The 14,071-nt window shown below is 60.0% G+C and carries 17 protein-coding genes and 1 pseudogene; 4 read left to right on the top strand and 14 right to left on the bottom strand.

Features of this window, described 5'->3' with window-relative positions; genetic code table 11:
- Positions 1–28: 28 nt before the first annotated feature.
- The 4 genes from thiK to hinT are packed head-to-tail and all read right to left on the bottom strand — an operon-like array spanning position 29 to position 2,244.
- On the bottom strand, positions 29–895 hold the full coding sequence (thiK, locus tag QDT79_RS13675) for a thiamine kinase (protein WP_130018741.1): 867 nt from the start codon (positions 893–895) through the stop codon (positions 29–31).
- Positions 876–1,466: a penicillin-binding protein activator LpoB gene (gene lpoB / locus QDT79_RS13670; RefSeq protein WP_107226962.1), complete on the bottom strand. Its 591-nt coding sequence runs from the start codon at positions 1,464–1,466 to the stop codon at positions 876–878. The genes thiK and lpoB overlap by 20 nt, the downstream gene beginning before the upstream one ends.
- A 26-nt stretch (positions 1,467–1,492) precedes the next feature.
- Positions 1,493–1,882: a YcfL family putative periplasmic lipoprotein gene (locus QDT79_RS13665; protein ID WP_015377465.1), complete on the bottom strand. Its 390-nt coding sequence runs from the start codon at positions 1,880–1,882 to the stop codon at positions 1,493–1,495.
- A gap of 11 nt (positions 1,883–1,893) precedes the next feature.
- Positions 1,894–2,244, bottom strand: a complete 351-nt coding sequence (gene hinT / locus QDT79_RS13660) for a purine nucleoside phosphoramidase (RefSeq protein WP_004928776.1) — start codon at positions 2,242–2,244, stop codon at positions 1,894–1,896.
- Positions 2,245–2,465: 221 nt separating this feature from the next.
- Between hinT and QDT79_RS13655 the strand changes: the two genes are divergently transcribed.
- Complete coding sequence (locus QDT79_RS13655; RefSeq protein WP_063989536.1) at positions 2,466–3,371, top strand: transporter substrate-binding domain-containing protein; 906 nt, start codon at positions 2,466–2,468, stop codon at positions 3,369–3,371.
- On the opposite strand, the gene QDT79_RS13650 is transcribed toward QDT79_RS13655, so the two are convergent.
- Positions 3,368–3,745 carry a winged helix-turn-helix transcriptional regulator gene (locus QDT79_RS13650; RefSeq protein WP_074181196.1) on the bottom strand — a complete coding sequence of 126 codons (378 nt, stop codon included), beginning with the start codon at positions 3,743–3,745 and terminating at the stop codon, positions 3,368–3,370. The genes QDT79_RS13655 and QDT79_RS13650 overlap by 4 nt on opposite strands.
- 99 nt (positions 3,746–3,844) lie before the next feature.
- Here QDT79_RS13650 and QDT79_RS13645 point away from each other — a divergent pair, with 99 nt between their 5' ends.
- Positions 3,845–4,594 carry an SDR family oxidoreductase gene (locus QDT79_RS13645; RefSeq protein ID WP_308316617.1) on the top strand — a complete coding sequence of 250 codons (750 nt, stop codon included), beginning with the start codon at positions 3,845–3,847 and terminating at the stop codon, positions 4,592–4,594.
- A 37-nt stretch (positions 4,595–4,631) separates the two neighbouring features.
- Here the strand turns inward: QDT79_RS13645 and QDT79_RS13640 are convergent, their stop codons facing one another.
- Positions 4,632–5,936 carry an Nramp family divalent metal transporter gene (locus tag QDT79_RS13640; RefSeq protein ID WP_019455828.1) on the bottom strand — a complete coding sequence of 435 codons (1,305 nt, stop codon included), beginning with the start codon at positions 5,934–5,936 and terminating at the stop codon, positions 4,632–4,634.
- A gap of 230 nt (positions 5,937–6,166) precedes the next feature.
- Here QDT79_RS13640 and mntR point away from each other — a divergent pair, with 230 nt between their 5' ends.
- Together mntR and QDT79_RS13630 are read left to right on the top strand one after the other, a co-directional pair.
- The gene (gene mntR, locus QDT79_RS13635) at positions 6,167–6,637 is read left to right on the top strand and encodes a manganese-binding transcriptional regulator MntR (protein WP_004928761.1); all 471 of its coding nucleotides are present in this window, start codon (positions 6,167–6,169) and stop codon (positions 6,635–6,637) included.
- A gap of 14 nt (positions 6,638–6,651) precedes the next feature.
- Positions 6,652–7,017, top strand: a complete 366-nt coding sequence (locus tag QDT79_RS13630) for a DUF4180 domain-containing protein (RefSeq protein ID WP_107226965.1) — start codon at positions 6,652–6,654, stop codon at positions 7,015–7,017.
- Between the two features lie 10 nt (positions 7,018–7,027).
- Here QDT79_RS13630 and QDT79_RS13625 read toward each other — a convergent pair.
- The 8 genes and pseudogenes from QDT79_RS13625 to pabC all read right to left on the bottom strand — a co-directional run.
- A pseudogene (locus QDT79_RS13625) lies at positions 7,028–7,153 on the bottom strand (transposase); the annotation flags it as partial.
- A gap of 24 nt (positions 7,154–7,177) precedes the next feature.
- A complete protein-coding gene (locus QDT79_RS13620) occupies positions 7,178–7,687 on the bottom strand; it encodes a hypothetical protein (protein WP_107226966.1) in 510 nt (169 codons plus the stop codon).
- 234 nt (positions 7,688–7,921) lie between these two features.
- On the bottom strand, positions 7,922–9,355 hold the full coding sequence (ptsG, locus tag QDT79_RS13615; RefSeq protein WP_019455831.1) for a PTS glucose transporter subunit IIBC: 1,434 nt from the start codon (positions 9,353–9,355) through the stop codon (positions 7,922–7,924).
- Positions 9,356–9,697: 342 nt separating this feature from the next.
- A complete protein-coding gene (locus QDT79_RS13610; RefSeq protein WP_308316616.1) occupies positions 9,698–10,474 on the bottom strand; it encodes a metal-dependent hydrolase in 777 nt (258 codons plus the stop codon).
- Positions 10,475–10,493: 19 nt separating this feature from the next.
- Positions 10,494–11,501 (bottom strand): DNA polymerase III subunit delta', encoded by a 1,008-nt coding sequence (holB, locus tag QDT79_RS13605; protein WP_063989529.1) that lies wholly within the window; start codon positions 11,499–11,501, stop codon positions 10,494–10,496.
- Positions 11,501–12,139: a dTMP kinase gene (gene tmk, locus QDT79_RS13600; protein ID WP_063989528.1), complete on the bottom strand. Its 639-nt coding sequence runs from the start codon at positions 12,137–12,139 to the stop codon at positions 11,501–11,503. The genes holB and tmk overlap by 1 nt, the downstream gene beginning before the upstream one ends.
- On the bottom strand, positions 12,129–13,154 hold the full coding sequence (mltG, locus tag QDT79_RS13595; protein ID WP_049295380.1) for an endolytic transglycosylase MltG: 1,026 nt from the start codon (positions 13,152–13,154) through the stop codon (positions 12,129–12,131). The genes tmk and mltG overlap by 11 nt, the downstream gene beginning before the upstream one ends.
- A gap of 13 nt (positions 13,155–13,167) precedes the next feature.
- Entirely contained in the window at positions 13,168–13,965 is a 798-nt protein-coding gene (pabC, locus tag QDT79_RS13590; RefSeq protein ID WP_107226969.1) for an aminodeoxychorismate lyase, read from the bottom strand.
- Positions 13,966–14,071: the final 106 nt, after the last annotated feature.

The following is a 14,071-nucleotide window of genomic DNA, read 5'->3' as shown; positions in this document are numbered from 1 at the left end:
ACGGGCACCTCACTTCATTATTGTTCGTTCAGAATTCGGATGATGATAAACAAAGTCGCCGGCGCACCGCCGCGCCCCAGCGCAAAAATTCGGCGTCGCCGCTCTGCTGCCAGCGCACTTCAAACCACAGCAGCATCAGATAATCCACCCACGGCAGCCAGCGGCGCACCTGCGCCTGCAGCCGGGCGACGTCGTGATAGCCCTGGCGCGCGTAGTGCTGCAAAAAGCGCTGCTGTTGGGCGGCCGACCAACCGTTGGCGCGAAACAGCGCGGCGATATCCAGCGCCACGTCGCCGTCGGCGGCATATTCCCAGTCGATCAGCCGCAGCCCCGCGCCGGTGGCGAGCAGATTGCCCGGATGAATGTCCATGTGCAGCGGCGCCAGGCGCAGCGGCCGTGGCAAGGCGCTGCGTAAAAAATGACGCTGCAGGCGCAGCCAGTCAGGGGTTAAACGCCGCCTATCCAGTTGCTGCCAGTAGCGGAGGAACTGCCGTCGCAGATCCAGTCGGTAACCGCTGAGCGGCCGCCGATGCAGTTCCGCCGCCATCGCCGCCAGCTCGCCGCGCTGATTCAGCGCCGCAAACTCGGTATCTGTGACGACGTCACCTTCGAGCCACTCGAGGATAAGCCACTGATTATTCTGTGCGAAAACCCGTGGCCCCAGCCCTGGCGCGCAGCGGCGCAGGACCCGCGCTTCCCGCTGGCGGCTCACGCCCAGCGCACGCTTTTCCGCACTGTGCTGCCGCGCCAACAGCGTGATGCCCGCGCCGTCGATGCGCCAGCTCTCGCCGGTCAGCCCCTGCACCGGGCTAAAATGACAACCGGCGGTATTCACCGCCGGCAGTCTGGTTTCCATCAATCGTCGCAGCGCGGCCTCAGCGTTTAACGGCGCCATTGCCCGACCAGACGATCTCGCCGGTTTGCACCAGCATCAGCTGCATATCCAACGCCGGCGACTTCACGTCGCCGCTGACGTCGCTGTACAGCACGTACTGCGCGCCGACGATACGCGCCAGGCCAATCGCCTTGCTGCGCGAACCGAAGCTGTCATCCGCCGACAGGCCCAGCGTTTGTCTGGCGCTGGTCAGCTTCGCTTCCGGCACCACGCTGAAGGTGGAATTCGACGCCAGCGCCTTATACAGCGCCGCGGTGGCTTTGCCCATCTGCAGCGAACCATTGGTGTTGTTCTTGACGCTGTCCAGCAGCAGCACGCTGCCGGCCGTGACGCCATCGGCCTTCAGCATCTGCCCCACCAGCGGCTGAACGCTGCCCAGCCAGTCAAGCTGCTGGATTTTCGGCGGCTGCGGCACCGGCTCGGTGGTTGGCGGTTGTGGCTGCTCGACCGGCGGCGTCGGTTGATCCGGCTCGACGGTGACCGGCGGCAGCGGCTGATCCGGCTCGGGCGGACGCGACAGACAGCCGCTCAGGGTTAATGCGGCCAGCGCCACTAAGACGTACTTTTTCATGCTTTTTCTCCAAACCTGGCAAGCGCTTACAGGTACAGATACAGACGCGCGCTTTTGGCGTCCAGGTTGCCGTTAATCGAGTAGATTTTGGCGTCCGAGTCGGGCGCCACGACGATCTCGCGCGGTTTCTCGAAGGGACGAATATCCAGCCCCTGCGCGTCGTACCAATAGAAACGATAATGTACGGTGACCGGCGTCGGCTGGCTGTTATTGAGCACCGAGGTCGCCATCACCCGCCCGGAGGCGTTCGAAATCGAGGGCGTATCGGCCAAAATGCCGGCGGTCAGCACCGAAGGATCCATCACCACCGTCTGCCCTTGGTTGACCGCGATGCCGGGCGGTGAACTGCATCCCATCAGCAACGCGGCGGGCAGCGCCAACGCCATCAGACCACGCAGAGTTTTTTTACCGCGCATGATTTCCTCGCTTAACGTGACAACAGCGGCCCCAGCGAGCGGCCACCGACCAGGTGCATATGAATATGATAGACCTCCTGACCGGCGTGGCGGTTGCAGTTGACGATCAGGCGATAGCCGTCTTCGGCGATGCCTTCCTGTTCGGCGATCTTCGCCGCGGCGGTGATCATGCGGCCCAGCGCGGCTTCGTGCTCCACGGTCACATCGTTGACGGTTGGGATCAGCACGTTGGGAACGATCAGCACATGGGTGGGTGCCTGAGGGGAGATATCACGGAAAGCGGTGACCAGTTCATCCTGATAAACCACATCAGCAGGGATTTCGCGGCGGATAATTTTACTGAAAATCGTTTCTTCGGCCATCTGGCGTTCCTTGTTTTACACAATTAGCTGTACGCAGTATGAGTGACAAATTCTACTGCTTTCAACCTGATTGCGCACTTTCCGCGTCGAGTGCTGCAGATTCGCGCAGGCCGGCGCCCCGTTTGTGCATCTTTTCACTTTGGTTATTCACTATTGTTGCTTTACTTGCCCTGTGCCGCCGCCAATAGTAACCCCATGATTAACAAAGAGTAGAGGGTGTTATGCCACTGAGGATTTCGGCGCTGTACGCGCTGTTGCTGAGCGCTGCCGTTCAGGCGGCCACGGCGGGCGGTATCGATCTGCGGGCTAACCAAGAGCCGATACGCGCAGAGCCGAACCCGGCCGCTATCGCACTGATTCCGGCGAATTTTCACTTTGCCGTGCCCGGCAAGCTGACGGTGGCGGTGGCGTTCGAGAATTCTCCGCCGCTAGCGCTGTTCGCCGAGGACAATAAAACGCTGATCGGCAGCGATCCGGACATCGCCCGCCTGGTGGCCGACAGCCTCGGGCTGGCGCTGAATCTGGTGCCTACCTCCTGGGAGGATTGGCCGCTGGGCATCAGCGCCGGCAAATACGATGCGGCGATCTTCAACATCGCCGTCACCAAGCAGCGCAAGACCAAATTCGACTTCGCGACCTATCGGGTGGACACGCTGGGCTTTTACGTCAAATCCACCAGCCACATCACCTCGATCAACCGGCCGCAGGACGTCGCCGGGCTGCGGATCATCGTCGGATCCGGCACCAATCAGGAAAACATACTGCTGGGATGGGATAAGCAAAACCGCGCCGCCGGGCTGCCGCCGGTACAGCCGATCTACGTGACCGACGACGCCGCCACCAACCTGAGCATTCAGTCCGGGCGCGCCGACGCGTTCTTCGGCCCCCACTCCACCGGCGCCTACAAGGCGGCGCTGACCGGCAAAACCAAAATGGTCGGCATCGGCCCCAACGTGGCCTACGTGGCGGTTACCAGCAAGAAAGACAATGGGCTGGTGAACGCCATCAACGCCGCCATCAACGGCGTCATCGTCAGCGGCGAATACGCGCAGGTGCTGGAGCGCTGGGGCGAAGGCGATGAAAAGGTCGAGCGTTCCGCCATCAACCCGCCGGGCATCGGCGACTAGCCGCCGATCAGCTGCGGCGCGTGCCGGCGCATCCACTCGGCCAGCGAGTCGAGCGTCGGCCGCAGCGATTTGCCGAGTGCGGTGACCTGGTACTCCACCCGCGGCGGCACTTCGGGAAATACCTGCCGCGTCACCAGGCCGCGCAGCTCGAACAGCCGCAGCTGGCGCGTCAGCTCTTTTTGCGCAATGGGCGCCACCGCCCGCTGCAGCTCACTGAATCGCACAGGGCCGTCGATCACGATCAGCCGGTACAGGATCGGTATCGCCCATTTGCCCGACACCAGATTGACGAAGTCCACCATCGGGCAGGATTCGCCCGCCGCCGGCAACGCCGCCAAATTATTTTCCGCCGCTAATGGCGCTTGTGCCGTCATTTCATCCCACCTCGCCCTTTAGTATCCAAAAGGTGCCTACTATGCAAAAGGAACTATAGCGCAAATAATGCCGCAACTAACGCTAAAGAGGAATCGGTTATGTCACGACTGCAAGGCAAATACGCATTGATTACCGGCGGTACCAGCGGCATCGGGTTGGAAACCGCCCGCCAGTTCATCGCCGAGGGCGCGACGGTGGCGATCACCGGGCGTAGCCAAAGCGCCCTGGACTCGGCGGGCCAGGCATTGGCGGGCAAGGCACTGTTGCTGCTGAGCGACGCCGGCGATATCCCGCAGCAGCGCGAACTGGCACAGCGGCTGGGGCAACGGTGGCCGCGGCTGGACGTGCTGTACATCAACGCCGGCGACGTAACGCATCGCCCGCTGCAGGAGTGGGATGAGCAGAGCTATCAGCGGCTGATGGACATCAACCTGAAGGGGCCATTTTTTCTGATCCAGGCGTTGCTGCCGCTGCTGGCCAACCCGTCTTCGGTGATCCTGTGCGGTTCGGTCAGCGCCCATATCGGCCTGCCGCAGAGCAGCGCCTACGCCGCCAGCAAAGCCGGCTTGCTATCGCTGGCCAGAACGCTGTCCGGCGAGCTGCATGCGCGCGGCATTCGCCTTAACGGCCTCAGCCCCGGCCCGACCGAAACCCCGGCATTGGGAAAACTGGGGTTGGCGGAAGCGGATGAGCAGATATTGCGTGACGATATCCGCTCGCTGGTGCCGATCGGCCGCATGGGCAGCGCGTTGGAACTGGCCAAAGCGGCGGTGTTTCTGGCGGCGGACGAATCGGCGTTTATGGTCGGCGCCGAGCTGCAGATGGACGGCGGCGTGGGGAATTTATAATTTAGCGACGCGGCCGCGCCCCGCGCGGCCCATAAGATCACCCCAGCCCAGGGATATCGACGCCGAAGGTCTGCAACAGCAGCACCACGTTGAGCAGTACGATCACCACCGTGCCGACCACCGCCGCCAGGCTGGTCCAGCGGCCGTTGGCGAACTCGCCCATGATGTCGCGGCGACGGGTGAACATCACCAGCGCGATCATCGGCGCCGGCAGCGCAAGGCTCAGCACCACCTGGCTGTAGACCAGTGCGTCGGTGGCGTTGACGCCCATCGCCACCACGATAAACGCCGGCACCATGGTCACCAGACGGCGCACCCACACCGGAATGCGGAAACCGACGAAGCCCTGCATGATCATTTGCCCAGCCATGGTGCCCACCACCGAGCTGGAAATGCCGGAGGCGATCAGCGACGCGAGGAAGATGCCGGCGGCCGCCGCACCGAACAGCGGCGTCAGCGTATGGTAGGCGGTGCCAATTTCGGCCACGTCGCTGTTACCCGCGTGGAAAGCGCTCGAGGCCATGATGACCATCGCGATATTCACCAGCCCGGCGAGCGCCAGCGCGATCACCACCTCAATATTGGAGAAACGCAGCAGCTTGCGCCGCTCGCCGTTGTCGCTCGCCGGGCTGCGGTGCTGGGTCAGCCCCGAGTGCAGGAAAATGGCGTGCGGCATCACGGTGGCACCGATAATGCCGACGGCGATGGTCAGCGCCTGCGCATCCGGCAACTGCGGCGTCACCATGCCGATCCCGGCCGCCTGCCAATCCACCGGCACGATGAACATCTCTACCAGGTAGCACAGCGCGATGATGCCCACCAGACCACCGATCATCAGCTCGACCGGGCGGAAACCTTTCTTTTCCACCATCAACAGCGCATAGGTGATCACCGCCGTCACCCCCATCCCCGCCAGCAGCGGCATGTGAAACAGCAGCGCCAGCGCGATCGCCCCGCCAAGAAACTCCGCCAGATCGGTGGCCATCGCCGCCACTTCGCTGAGCAGCCACATGCCGATCACCACCGGCCGTGAAAACTGGTCGCGGCACATCTCCGCCAGATTGCGGTTGGTGACGATGCCCAGCTTGGCCGACAGCGCCTGAAACAGCATGGCGATCAGGTTGGCCATCACCACCACCCACAGCAGGCTGTAGCCGTATTTCGCCCCGGCCTGAATGTTGGTGGCAAAGTTGCCGGGATCCATATAGGCAATAGAGGCAATCACCGCCGGGCCGGCGAACAGCAGCGGCGTAAAGGCACCGCGCTTGCGTCCGGCAAGGGCGGCGCCAATCGCAATGTTGGTCCGTTCGGTTAACGATGGAGTGGTTGCCGCATCACGCATGAAGTACCCTCAATCTTTTACTGGTTATTTTTCCACCTATCATGCTGACAATGTAGCATCGGCTACACTTTATGCAACAGGCGAAATTCATTGGCTTTGTGTAGAGATATTTCTAACTACCACAATGCGTGGCATCGAATTGATAATGTGTGCTATTTGGACTAACTTAGGGCAACCCTCCCCGCATTGCCGGGAGATGCCATTTTTATGCTTACAGGACGCCCCACGCTATGGTTACCCGCGCGCCAGATAACGCCGACCGCCACGCCCAGACCGACATGCCGGACGAGGCTGAGCACGCCCTGCGTTTTAGCCGCGCCCGCGAAGCGCAGTCCAATGCGCTGATCGAAGATTACGTTGAGCTGATCGCCGATTTGCTGCAAAGCACCCGCGAAGCCAGAACCACCGACATCGCACGCCGCTTCGGTGTGTCTCACCCGACGGCAATCAAAAATATCGCGCGGCTGAAAAGCGCTGGACTGGTGGAATCGCGCCCTTATCGCGGGGTGTTTTTAACCGAGGAAGGCGAGCAGCTGGCGCAGAAGGTGCGCCGCCGTCACCGCATCGTGGTCGATCTGTTGATGTGCCTCGGGGTGCCGAGCGAAACTGCCGAGCTGGACAGCGAAGGGATTGAACACCATATCTCGGACGAAACGCTGGCGGTGTTCGAGCATTACCTGCAGCAACACGCCAAGCCCTGACTCCCAGAGCGCCGATGCGCTACGCCGTGCGGCACATCCATGATCTGCGCCTGGTGGTTTTCGCCGAAGCCGGGCCGCTGTTGAAAGACGAAAACGACGTCAGCCTGTTTATCGCGCCCGCCTTTGAGCACAATGCCGGGATGATTGCCCTTCCCATCAACCGCCTCGACGCCGCCTTCTTCCAGCTCAGAAGCGGCATTGCCGGCGCCGTATTGCAGACATTCATCAACTACCGCCTGCGCGTGGCGCTGCTGGGCGCTGTCTCCCCCTGGCTGACGCAAAGCAACACGCTGCAAGACTTTGTGCGTGAAGCCAATCGCGGCGAACAGGTCTGGTTCCTCCCTTCTCTCGCCGAGCTCGAACAGCGGCTTGGTGCCTGATAGAAAAGGTTCATCGCGCTTTACCGGGAAGTGCTGCTTTGATTTTCAGGAAGAAGTAAGCGTTATCCCGAAAACCATGGGCCATTCGCTTCACCACTTTTATCTTATTGTTCATCCCTTCCAGTATGCGGATATGATCACTCTTCCTCATTTTGATATTTCAAGGAGATGTAGTTGCATGCAAAACCACAGCTCCCAAGGCATTACTCCTTTTCTGAACAAAAATCACCCTGTCAGATTCATAGTTACCACCGGGGTAACATATCCTGATATTGGTCCCTAAATCGGGATCATCAACATCTGCACCAGAACAGCTTTTGTAACTTCCTGATGCGTAAGAATAGTGGACCGTATAACTGGACGTTTCGCCTGGCACCAGATACGTAATTGTGATTATTGGAATCAAAAAAATAAATAACAAAGAAACGCAAGCGCCACCATAAAACTTTAGATAATCAATGTACTTATTGCTTTTAACAGCACCTTTATTTATAAAATACAATGAAATAAATAGGGACAACACCATCGCAGAAACAATCATGCAGCGACTCGTTGAAACACGGAGAAAAGTGATTTGATAAATTTCTCGCTTCCATACGATGAATAGAAAAACAACAATTAGAAATGATATGGTCGCAGCGAAGAGAAACGGATAGGAATACTTTTTCACTCGAAGAATCCTTCTTACAAAATCCTTGTTATAGGTATAGACATTAGACCTATGTTGTTGGGACTACACGTCAACACAACAGTCTTAAGTCGGTTTAACGGCGAAATCCCGCGCAGTTTTGCACAATAATTCGATCTCATCCATTACAGACCTGCTCTGGTGCGGGTTCGTTCTACTTTGGACCTTGCAAAAAAAGGGAGGCTTTCGCCTCCCTTGGTAACTCCCCTGCCTGAATCAGTGATTACGGATGTATTCGTCCATATCGGTTTTCAGGTTGTCGGACTTGGTGCCGAAGATGGCCTGCACGCCGGAGCCCGCGACGACTACGCCGGCTGCGCCCAGTTTCTTCAGGCCCGCCTGGTCAACTTTGGACACGTCGGCCACACTGACGCGCAGACGGGTGATGCAAGCATCCAGGTTAGTGATGTTTTCTTTACCGCCGAAGGCCTGAACCAGCGCCGCGGACATTTCGGAACCGCCCTGCGCAGTCTGCTCGGCAGCGGTGTCTTCACGGCCCGGGGTTTTCAGATCCAGCTTGGCGATCAGCACGCGGAAGATGGTGTAGTACACCAGACCGTAGATGATGCCGACGATTGGGAACAGCCAGATTTTGCTGCTGTTGCCGCTCAGTACGATAAAGTCGATCAGGCCGTGCGAGAAGCTGGTGCCGTCACGCATGCCCAACAGGATGCAGATTGGGAACGCCAGACCGGCCAGGATAGCGTGGATCACGTACAGGATCGGCGCGACGAACATGAAGGAGAACTCGATCGGCTCGGTGATACCGGTCAGGAACGAGGTCAGCGCGGCGGAGATCATGATGCCGCCGACTTTCGCGCGGTTTTCCGGCTTGGCCGAGTGCCAGATGGCGATGGCCGCAGCAGGCAGACCGTACATTTTGAACAGGAAGCCGCCGGACAGTTTGCCCGCGGTTGGGTCACCCGCCATGTAGCGAGGGATGTCGCCGTGGAATACCTGGCCCGCCGCGTTGGTGAATTCACCAATTTGCATTTGGAACGGTACGTTCCAGATGTGGTGCAGACCGAACGGCACCAGAGCACGCTCAACCACGCCGTAAATGCCGAAGGCCACGACCGGGTTCTGATAAGCCGCCCACTGCGAGAAGGTCTGGATAGCCGTACCGATCGGCGGCCAGATGAAGGACAGCACTACGCCAAGAACGATCGCCGCCAGACCGGAAATGATCGGCACGAAACGCTTACCGGCAAAGAAGCCCAGGTATTCCGGCAGTTGAATGCGGAAGAAGCGGTTGAACATATAGGCCGCGATGGCACCGGAGATAATCCCCCCGAGCACACCGGTATCCGCCAGGTGTTTGGCCGCAATCTCTTCAGCCGGCAGGTGCAGCACCAGCGGCGCAACCACCGCCATGGTTTTCACCATGATGCCGTAAGCCACCACCGCCGCCAGCGCGGAAACGCCGTCGTTGTTGGTGAAGCCCAGAGCGACGCCGATGGCGAAAATCAGCGGCATGTTGGCGAAGACTGAACCGCCCGCTTCCGCCATCACGTGGGAGACTACCGCAGGTAGCCAGCTAAAGTTGGCGGAGCCGACGCCCAGCAGGATACCTGCGATAGGCAACACGGACACCGGCAGCATGAGCGATTTACCTACTTTTTGCAGGTTTGCAAATGCGTTCTTGAACATAGTTGAGTGTGCTCCTGAGTAATAATGCTTTGCTACTTCTTGTCGCGATGATTCGCGCTGCAAGGGGGGGAGAAAAACCCCTGCAATTCAGGGTGTCTGAGCACCCCTTGAATTTATTACGCAGAGTAAAATAAATAGCCTGCGCAATGTTTGATGACAATCACGTTTCGATGATCAAGCCGCGGTAACTTTGCATAAACCGGCTGTTTTTTGGCAAAACAGGCCAAAAAACACGCATCAATCCCCTGAAACGGGAGGAAACCTTACCCGTTTCAGTGATTAATTACGAGCTTAAAAAAAATTACGCAGACAATGACCTACAGCTATAGCCTAGGTCAAAGATCACAGATCGAGGTGAAATAAGCGTGAAAAGTTGGCGGTGGTGGCTTCGGCCAGTTGTTCCAGGCTCACGCCCTTCAATACCGCCATGTATTCAGCCACATCGCGCACATAGGCGGGTTGGTTTTCTTTGCCGCGATGCGGCACCGGCGCCAGATAAGGCGAGTCGGTTTCCACCAGAATGCGATCCAGCGGCACATAGCGGGCCACCTCACGCAGCTGTTCGGCGTTGCGGAAGGTCACGATGCCTGAGAAGGAGATGTAGAAGCCCAGATCCAGCAGAGCTTCGGCCGTGGCCAGATCTTCAGTGAAGCAGTGAAGTACGCCGCCGCAGTCCTGTGTCTTCTCTTCACGCAGGATCGCCAGCGTGTCCGCGCGCGCATCACGGGTGTGGACGATCACCGGCTTGTTCAGATCCCGGCCGATGCGGATATGTTCGCGGAAAGAGTCCTGCTGCAGCTCAAGGTTATCTTTCTGGTAGAAGTAATCGAGCCCGGTTTCCCCCAGCGCTACCACCTGCTCCGCCGCCGCCAGGCGGCGCAGCTCGGCGTACTCATACCCCTCTTCCAGATTGAGCGGATGCACCCCGCAGGAGAAGGCCACGTCGTTGCGCTCGCCGATCAGCTCGGTCATGGAACGGTAGCCCGGCAACGTGGTGGCGACCGCCAGTACATAGCCGACGTCGCGCGCTTTGGCTTTGGCCAGCGCATCGTCCACATTCTGGTGCAGAGTTTGATAATCCAGACTGTCAAGGTGGCAATGAGAATCGACTAACAACATAATTTTTAACTCTTTTACTTTACAGCGAATGAAGTTGGGAATAGCCGGCGGCGCCAAGCATCTGTTCCCAGCGAAGTAACTGTTCGGTCAGCAGCAGCTCGCGATTGACGCCCACTACGCTGAGCAGCTGATGGCGGCAGTTCAGCCACTGCTGCACAATCTGCTGCAGCGAGACGCTGCTCAGCAGGCTGGCCAGCTGATGCACCAGCGGCTGCTGATCCTGATTCAATACATAGTGATGCGCACCCTGCTGCCACTTCATCGCGTCCACCAGCAGCGCGCACAGCCAGTGCAGGCGCTCGGCGACGTCTTCATGGTTCAACACCGGCAACAGCGACAGCATATCGCGCTGCGGCAGCGCGGCGCTCAACGCGGCGCACAGGGCGCTGCGCTGTTGCCACTGCTGCGGCTGCAACAGCTGTTCGGCGGCCAGCGGCGCGCCGTCGTGCAGGCGCAGCGCCGTGAGGCGGTCCGTCTGAGATCCGGCCGCCTGCCTGCCCAGCCACTGCAGGCTGAGCTGCTCATCCGGGCTCGCCAAATGCCAGTACAGGCAGCGGCTGCGCAGCGTCGCCATCAGCCGCGACGGCTCACGGCAACCCAGCAGAAAATAGGTTTTCTCCGGCGGCTCTTCCAGCGTTTTAAGCAGCGCGTTGGCCGCCGCTTCGGTCAGCTGTTCCGCCTGCGGCAGCCAAATCACTTTGGCGCCGCCCTGCTGCGCGTGGGCGTACAGCGTTTCAATCACCTGACGGATCGGCTCAATGCCCAGGCTGCTCTTGCCCTTTTCCGGCGCCAGCACGTGATAATCCGGGTGGTTGCCCGCCAGCATCAGCCGGCAGCTGTGGCACTCGCCGCAGCTTTTTTCACCGTTGCGCTGCTGGCAGATCAACCAGCGGCTCAGGCCGTAGGCCAGCGCGTCGTCACCGTTGCCTGCCGCCGCGTGCAGCAGCAGCGCATGATGGCCGCGGCCGTCGGCGTACTGCCCAATCAGCTGGCGATAAGGGCCGTTCAACCACGGGTACCAGTTCATTATGCGCCTTCCTGCTGCCGCAGCCAGTGGCCGACGCAGTCGCGGATCGCCGCGGTCACCTGCTCCAGCGGCTGGGCGGCGTCGACGGTGACGATGGTTTCATCCTGCGCCGCCAGCTCGAGATAGCGAGCGCGGGTGCGCTCGAAGAACGGCAGCGCCTCCTGTTCGATGCGATCCAGCTGACCGCGCGCCTGTGCGCGTTGTAAGCCGACCAGCGGCGGCAGATCGAGATAGACCGTCAAATCCGGGTGGAAATCCCCCAGCACGGTGTCGCGCAGCGAGCTCATCAACTGCGGATCCACACCGCGACCGCCGCCCTGGTAAGCCTGTGAAGAGAGATCGTGGCGATCGCCCACCACCCAGGCGCCGCGCGCCAGAGCAGGTTTGATCACGGTTTCCACCAGCTGCACGCGCGCGGCGTACAGCATCAATACTTCGGCCTTGATGGTCGGCAATTCGCCGTCGATGCCGCGCTTGAACAGATCGCGCAGCTTCTCCGCCAGCGGCGTGCCGCCCGGCTCGCGGGTGAAGACGATGTCGCTGACGCCGTGTTCACGCAGCACATTGACCACCGTGTCGCGCGCGGTAGTTTTACCCGCGCCTTCCAGCCCTTCGATAACAACGAATTTACTTTTCATTCTTTTCCTTTAACGCCTGACGGTACACGCGCACCGCCTGGTTATGGCTCGCCAGATTGGTGGTGAAGGTATGCCCACCCTTGCCGTCGGCGACAAAATAGAGATATGGCGTTTTGGCCGGATTGGCGGCCGCCTGCAGCGAGGCCTCACCCGGCATGGCGATCGGCGTTGGCGGCAGGCCGGCGATCACATAGGTGTTGTAAGGCGTCGGCGTCTCCAGATCCTTGCGCGTGATGTTGCCATTATAGCTTTCGCCCATGCCGTAGATCACCGTCGGATCGGTCTGCAGGCGCATGCCGATGCGCAAACGGTTGACGAACACCGACGCCACCTTGCTGCGCTCTTCCGGCACCGCAGTCTCTTTCTCGACGATCGAGGCCATGGTCAGCAGCTCCTCCGGCGTTTTATACGGCAGGCTGGTGTCGCGGCCGGCCCAGGCGGCCTGCAGCGCTTTGTTCATGCGCACGTGTGCGCGTTTGAGCAACGCGATGTCGCTCATGCCGGCGGTATACTGATAGGTATCCGGGTACAAATGCCCTTCCGGCGTTTCTCCCGCAGGAATACCAAGCGCAGCGGCAATCTCCGCTTCGCTCTTGCCCGCCAGGGTATGCTTCAGGTATTTGGACTGCTGCAGCACCTGCTGCCAGTCACGCAGGCGTGAGCCCTCGATAAAGCGTGCAGTGAACTGTGCCTCTTTGCCGCTGGCCAACAGTTTCAGCATCTGGCGCACCGTCATGCCCGGCGTAAACCGGTAGGTACCGGCTTTAAACTCCGCCAACTCCGGCTCCAGTTTCAGCAACCACTGGAACCAGCGCCCGTTGCGCACCAGTTTATCGCGTACCAATAGCCCTTCCAGCGCCACCCGGCCGGTGCCGGCCGGCAGCTTGAAGATGGTTTCTTGCTGGATAGCCAGCGGCGTATCGGCAAAGCGTTCGATCTTCTGGTAGCCCCAAAACAGCAGTGCCAATACCAGAACAACAATAACAGACAGGACCTTCAGCTTTCTTTTCTTCATCAATCAGCCATGGTTAACAGTGTGGACGCAAAAAATCATACAGCTGGCGCGAATGATAACGCCATGATTGCGCAGCATTTACCGGCAGCAGCGGCATCAGCGCATTGCTCACCAGGACTTCGTCGGCATCGGCCAGCGTCGCCAACGGTTCACTGACGCAGTGCAGACGGTATTCCGAGCCCGCCAGCAGCGCGATCACCCGCCGCCGCATCAGGCCCGCGACGCCCGCCTGGCTCAGATCCGGGGTAAATACCGCTTTTCCCTTACGCCAGAACAAATTAGCCGCACAGCATTCCACCAGCATACCGGCAGTGTCAAGCACCAGCGCCTCGTCTGCGGCCGTCTGGTCAAGATGCGCGCGGATCAGCACCTGCTCCAGACGGTTCAAATGCTTCAACCCCGCCAGCAACGGATTGCGCGCCAGCGCCACCGGGCTGAGCGCAAGCGAGATGCCCTGCTCGCGCCACTGCAAATAGTGCGCAGGGTAACTGCTGCGGGCAACGATACGCGTCGGGTTTTCGCACCCCGTCGGGCTGTAGCCCCGTCCGCCGCTGCCGCGCGTCAGTATCGCTTTGACCACGCCGAGCGGAATTGATTCGGCCGCCTGTGCCATCTCCCGCTCGAAAGCCAGCCAATCGGTGGCGGGCAGCATCAGCCGCTGCGCCGCTTGCTGCAGCCGCTCCAAATGCCAGGGCAGCAGCTCGATTTTGCCATCGATAACCCGGGCGGTAGTAAAGCAGCCATCGCCGAACTGCAGGCCGCGATCGCTTGGCGCCAGTGCATCGTGGCGTTGTCCGTTAATCCAGTACATGCTTCCTCCTGTTGCCGGGTGATTTCATTACGCTCGCAGAATAGCAGGCGGCGAGACGATACGCAGCCCCGCCGGCGGCCAAACGACGGGCGTAAAAAAGCCCGGT

Origin of the sequence: Serratia marcescens, from assembly GCF_029846115.1 — a bacterium.
GTDB classification, from domain to species: domain Bacteria; phylum Pseudomonadota; class Gammaproteobacteria; order Enterobacterales; family Enterobacteriaceae; genus Serratia; species Serratia marcescens_L.
The sequence above is the reverse complement of the archived record's forward strand: the minus strand, read 5'-3'. Positions and strand labels throughout refer to the sequence as shown.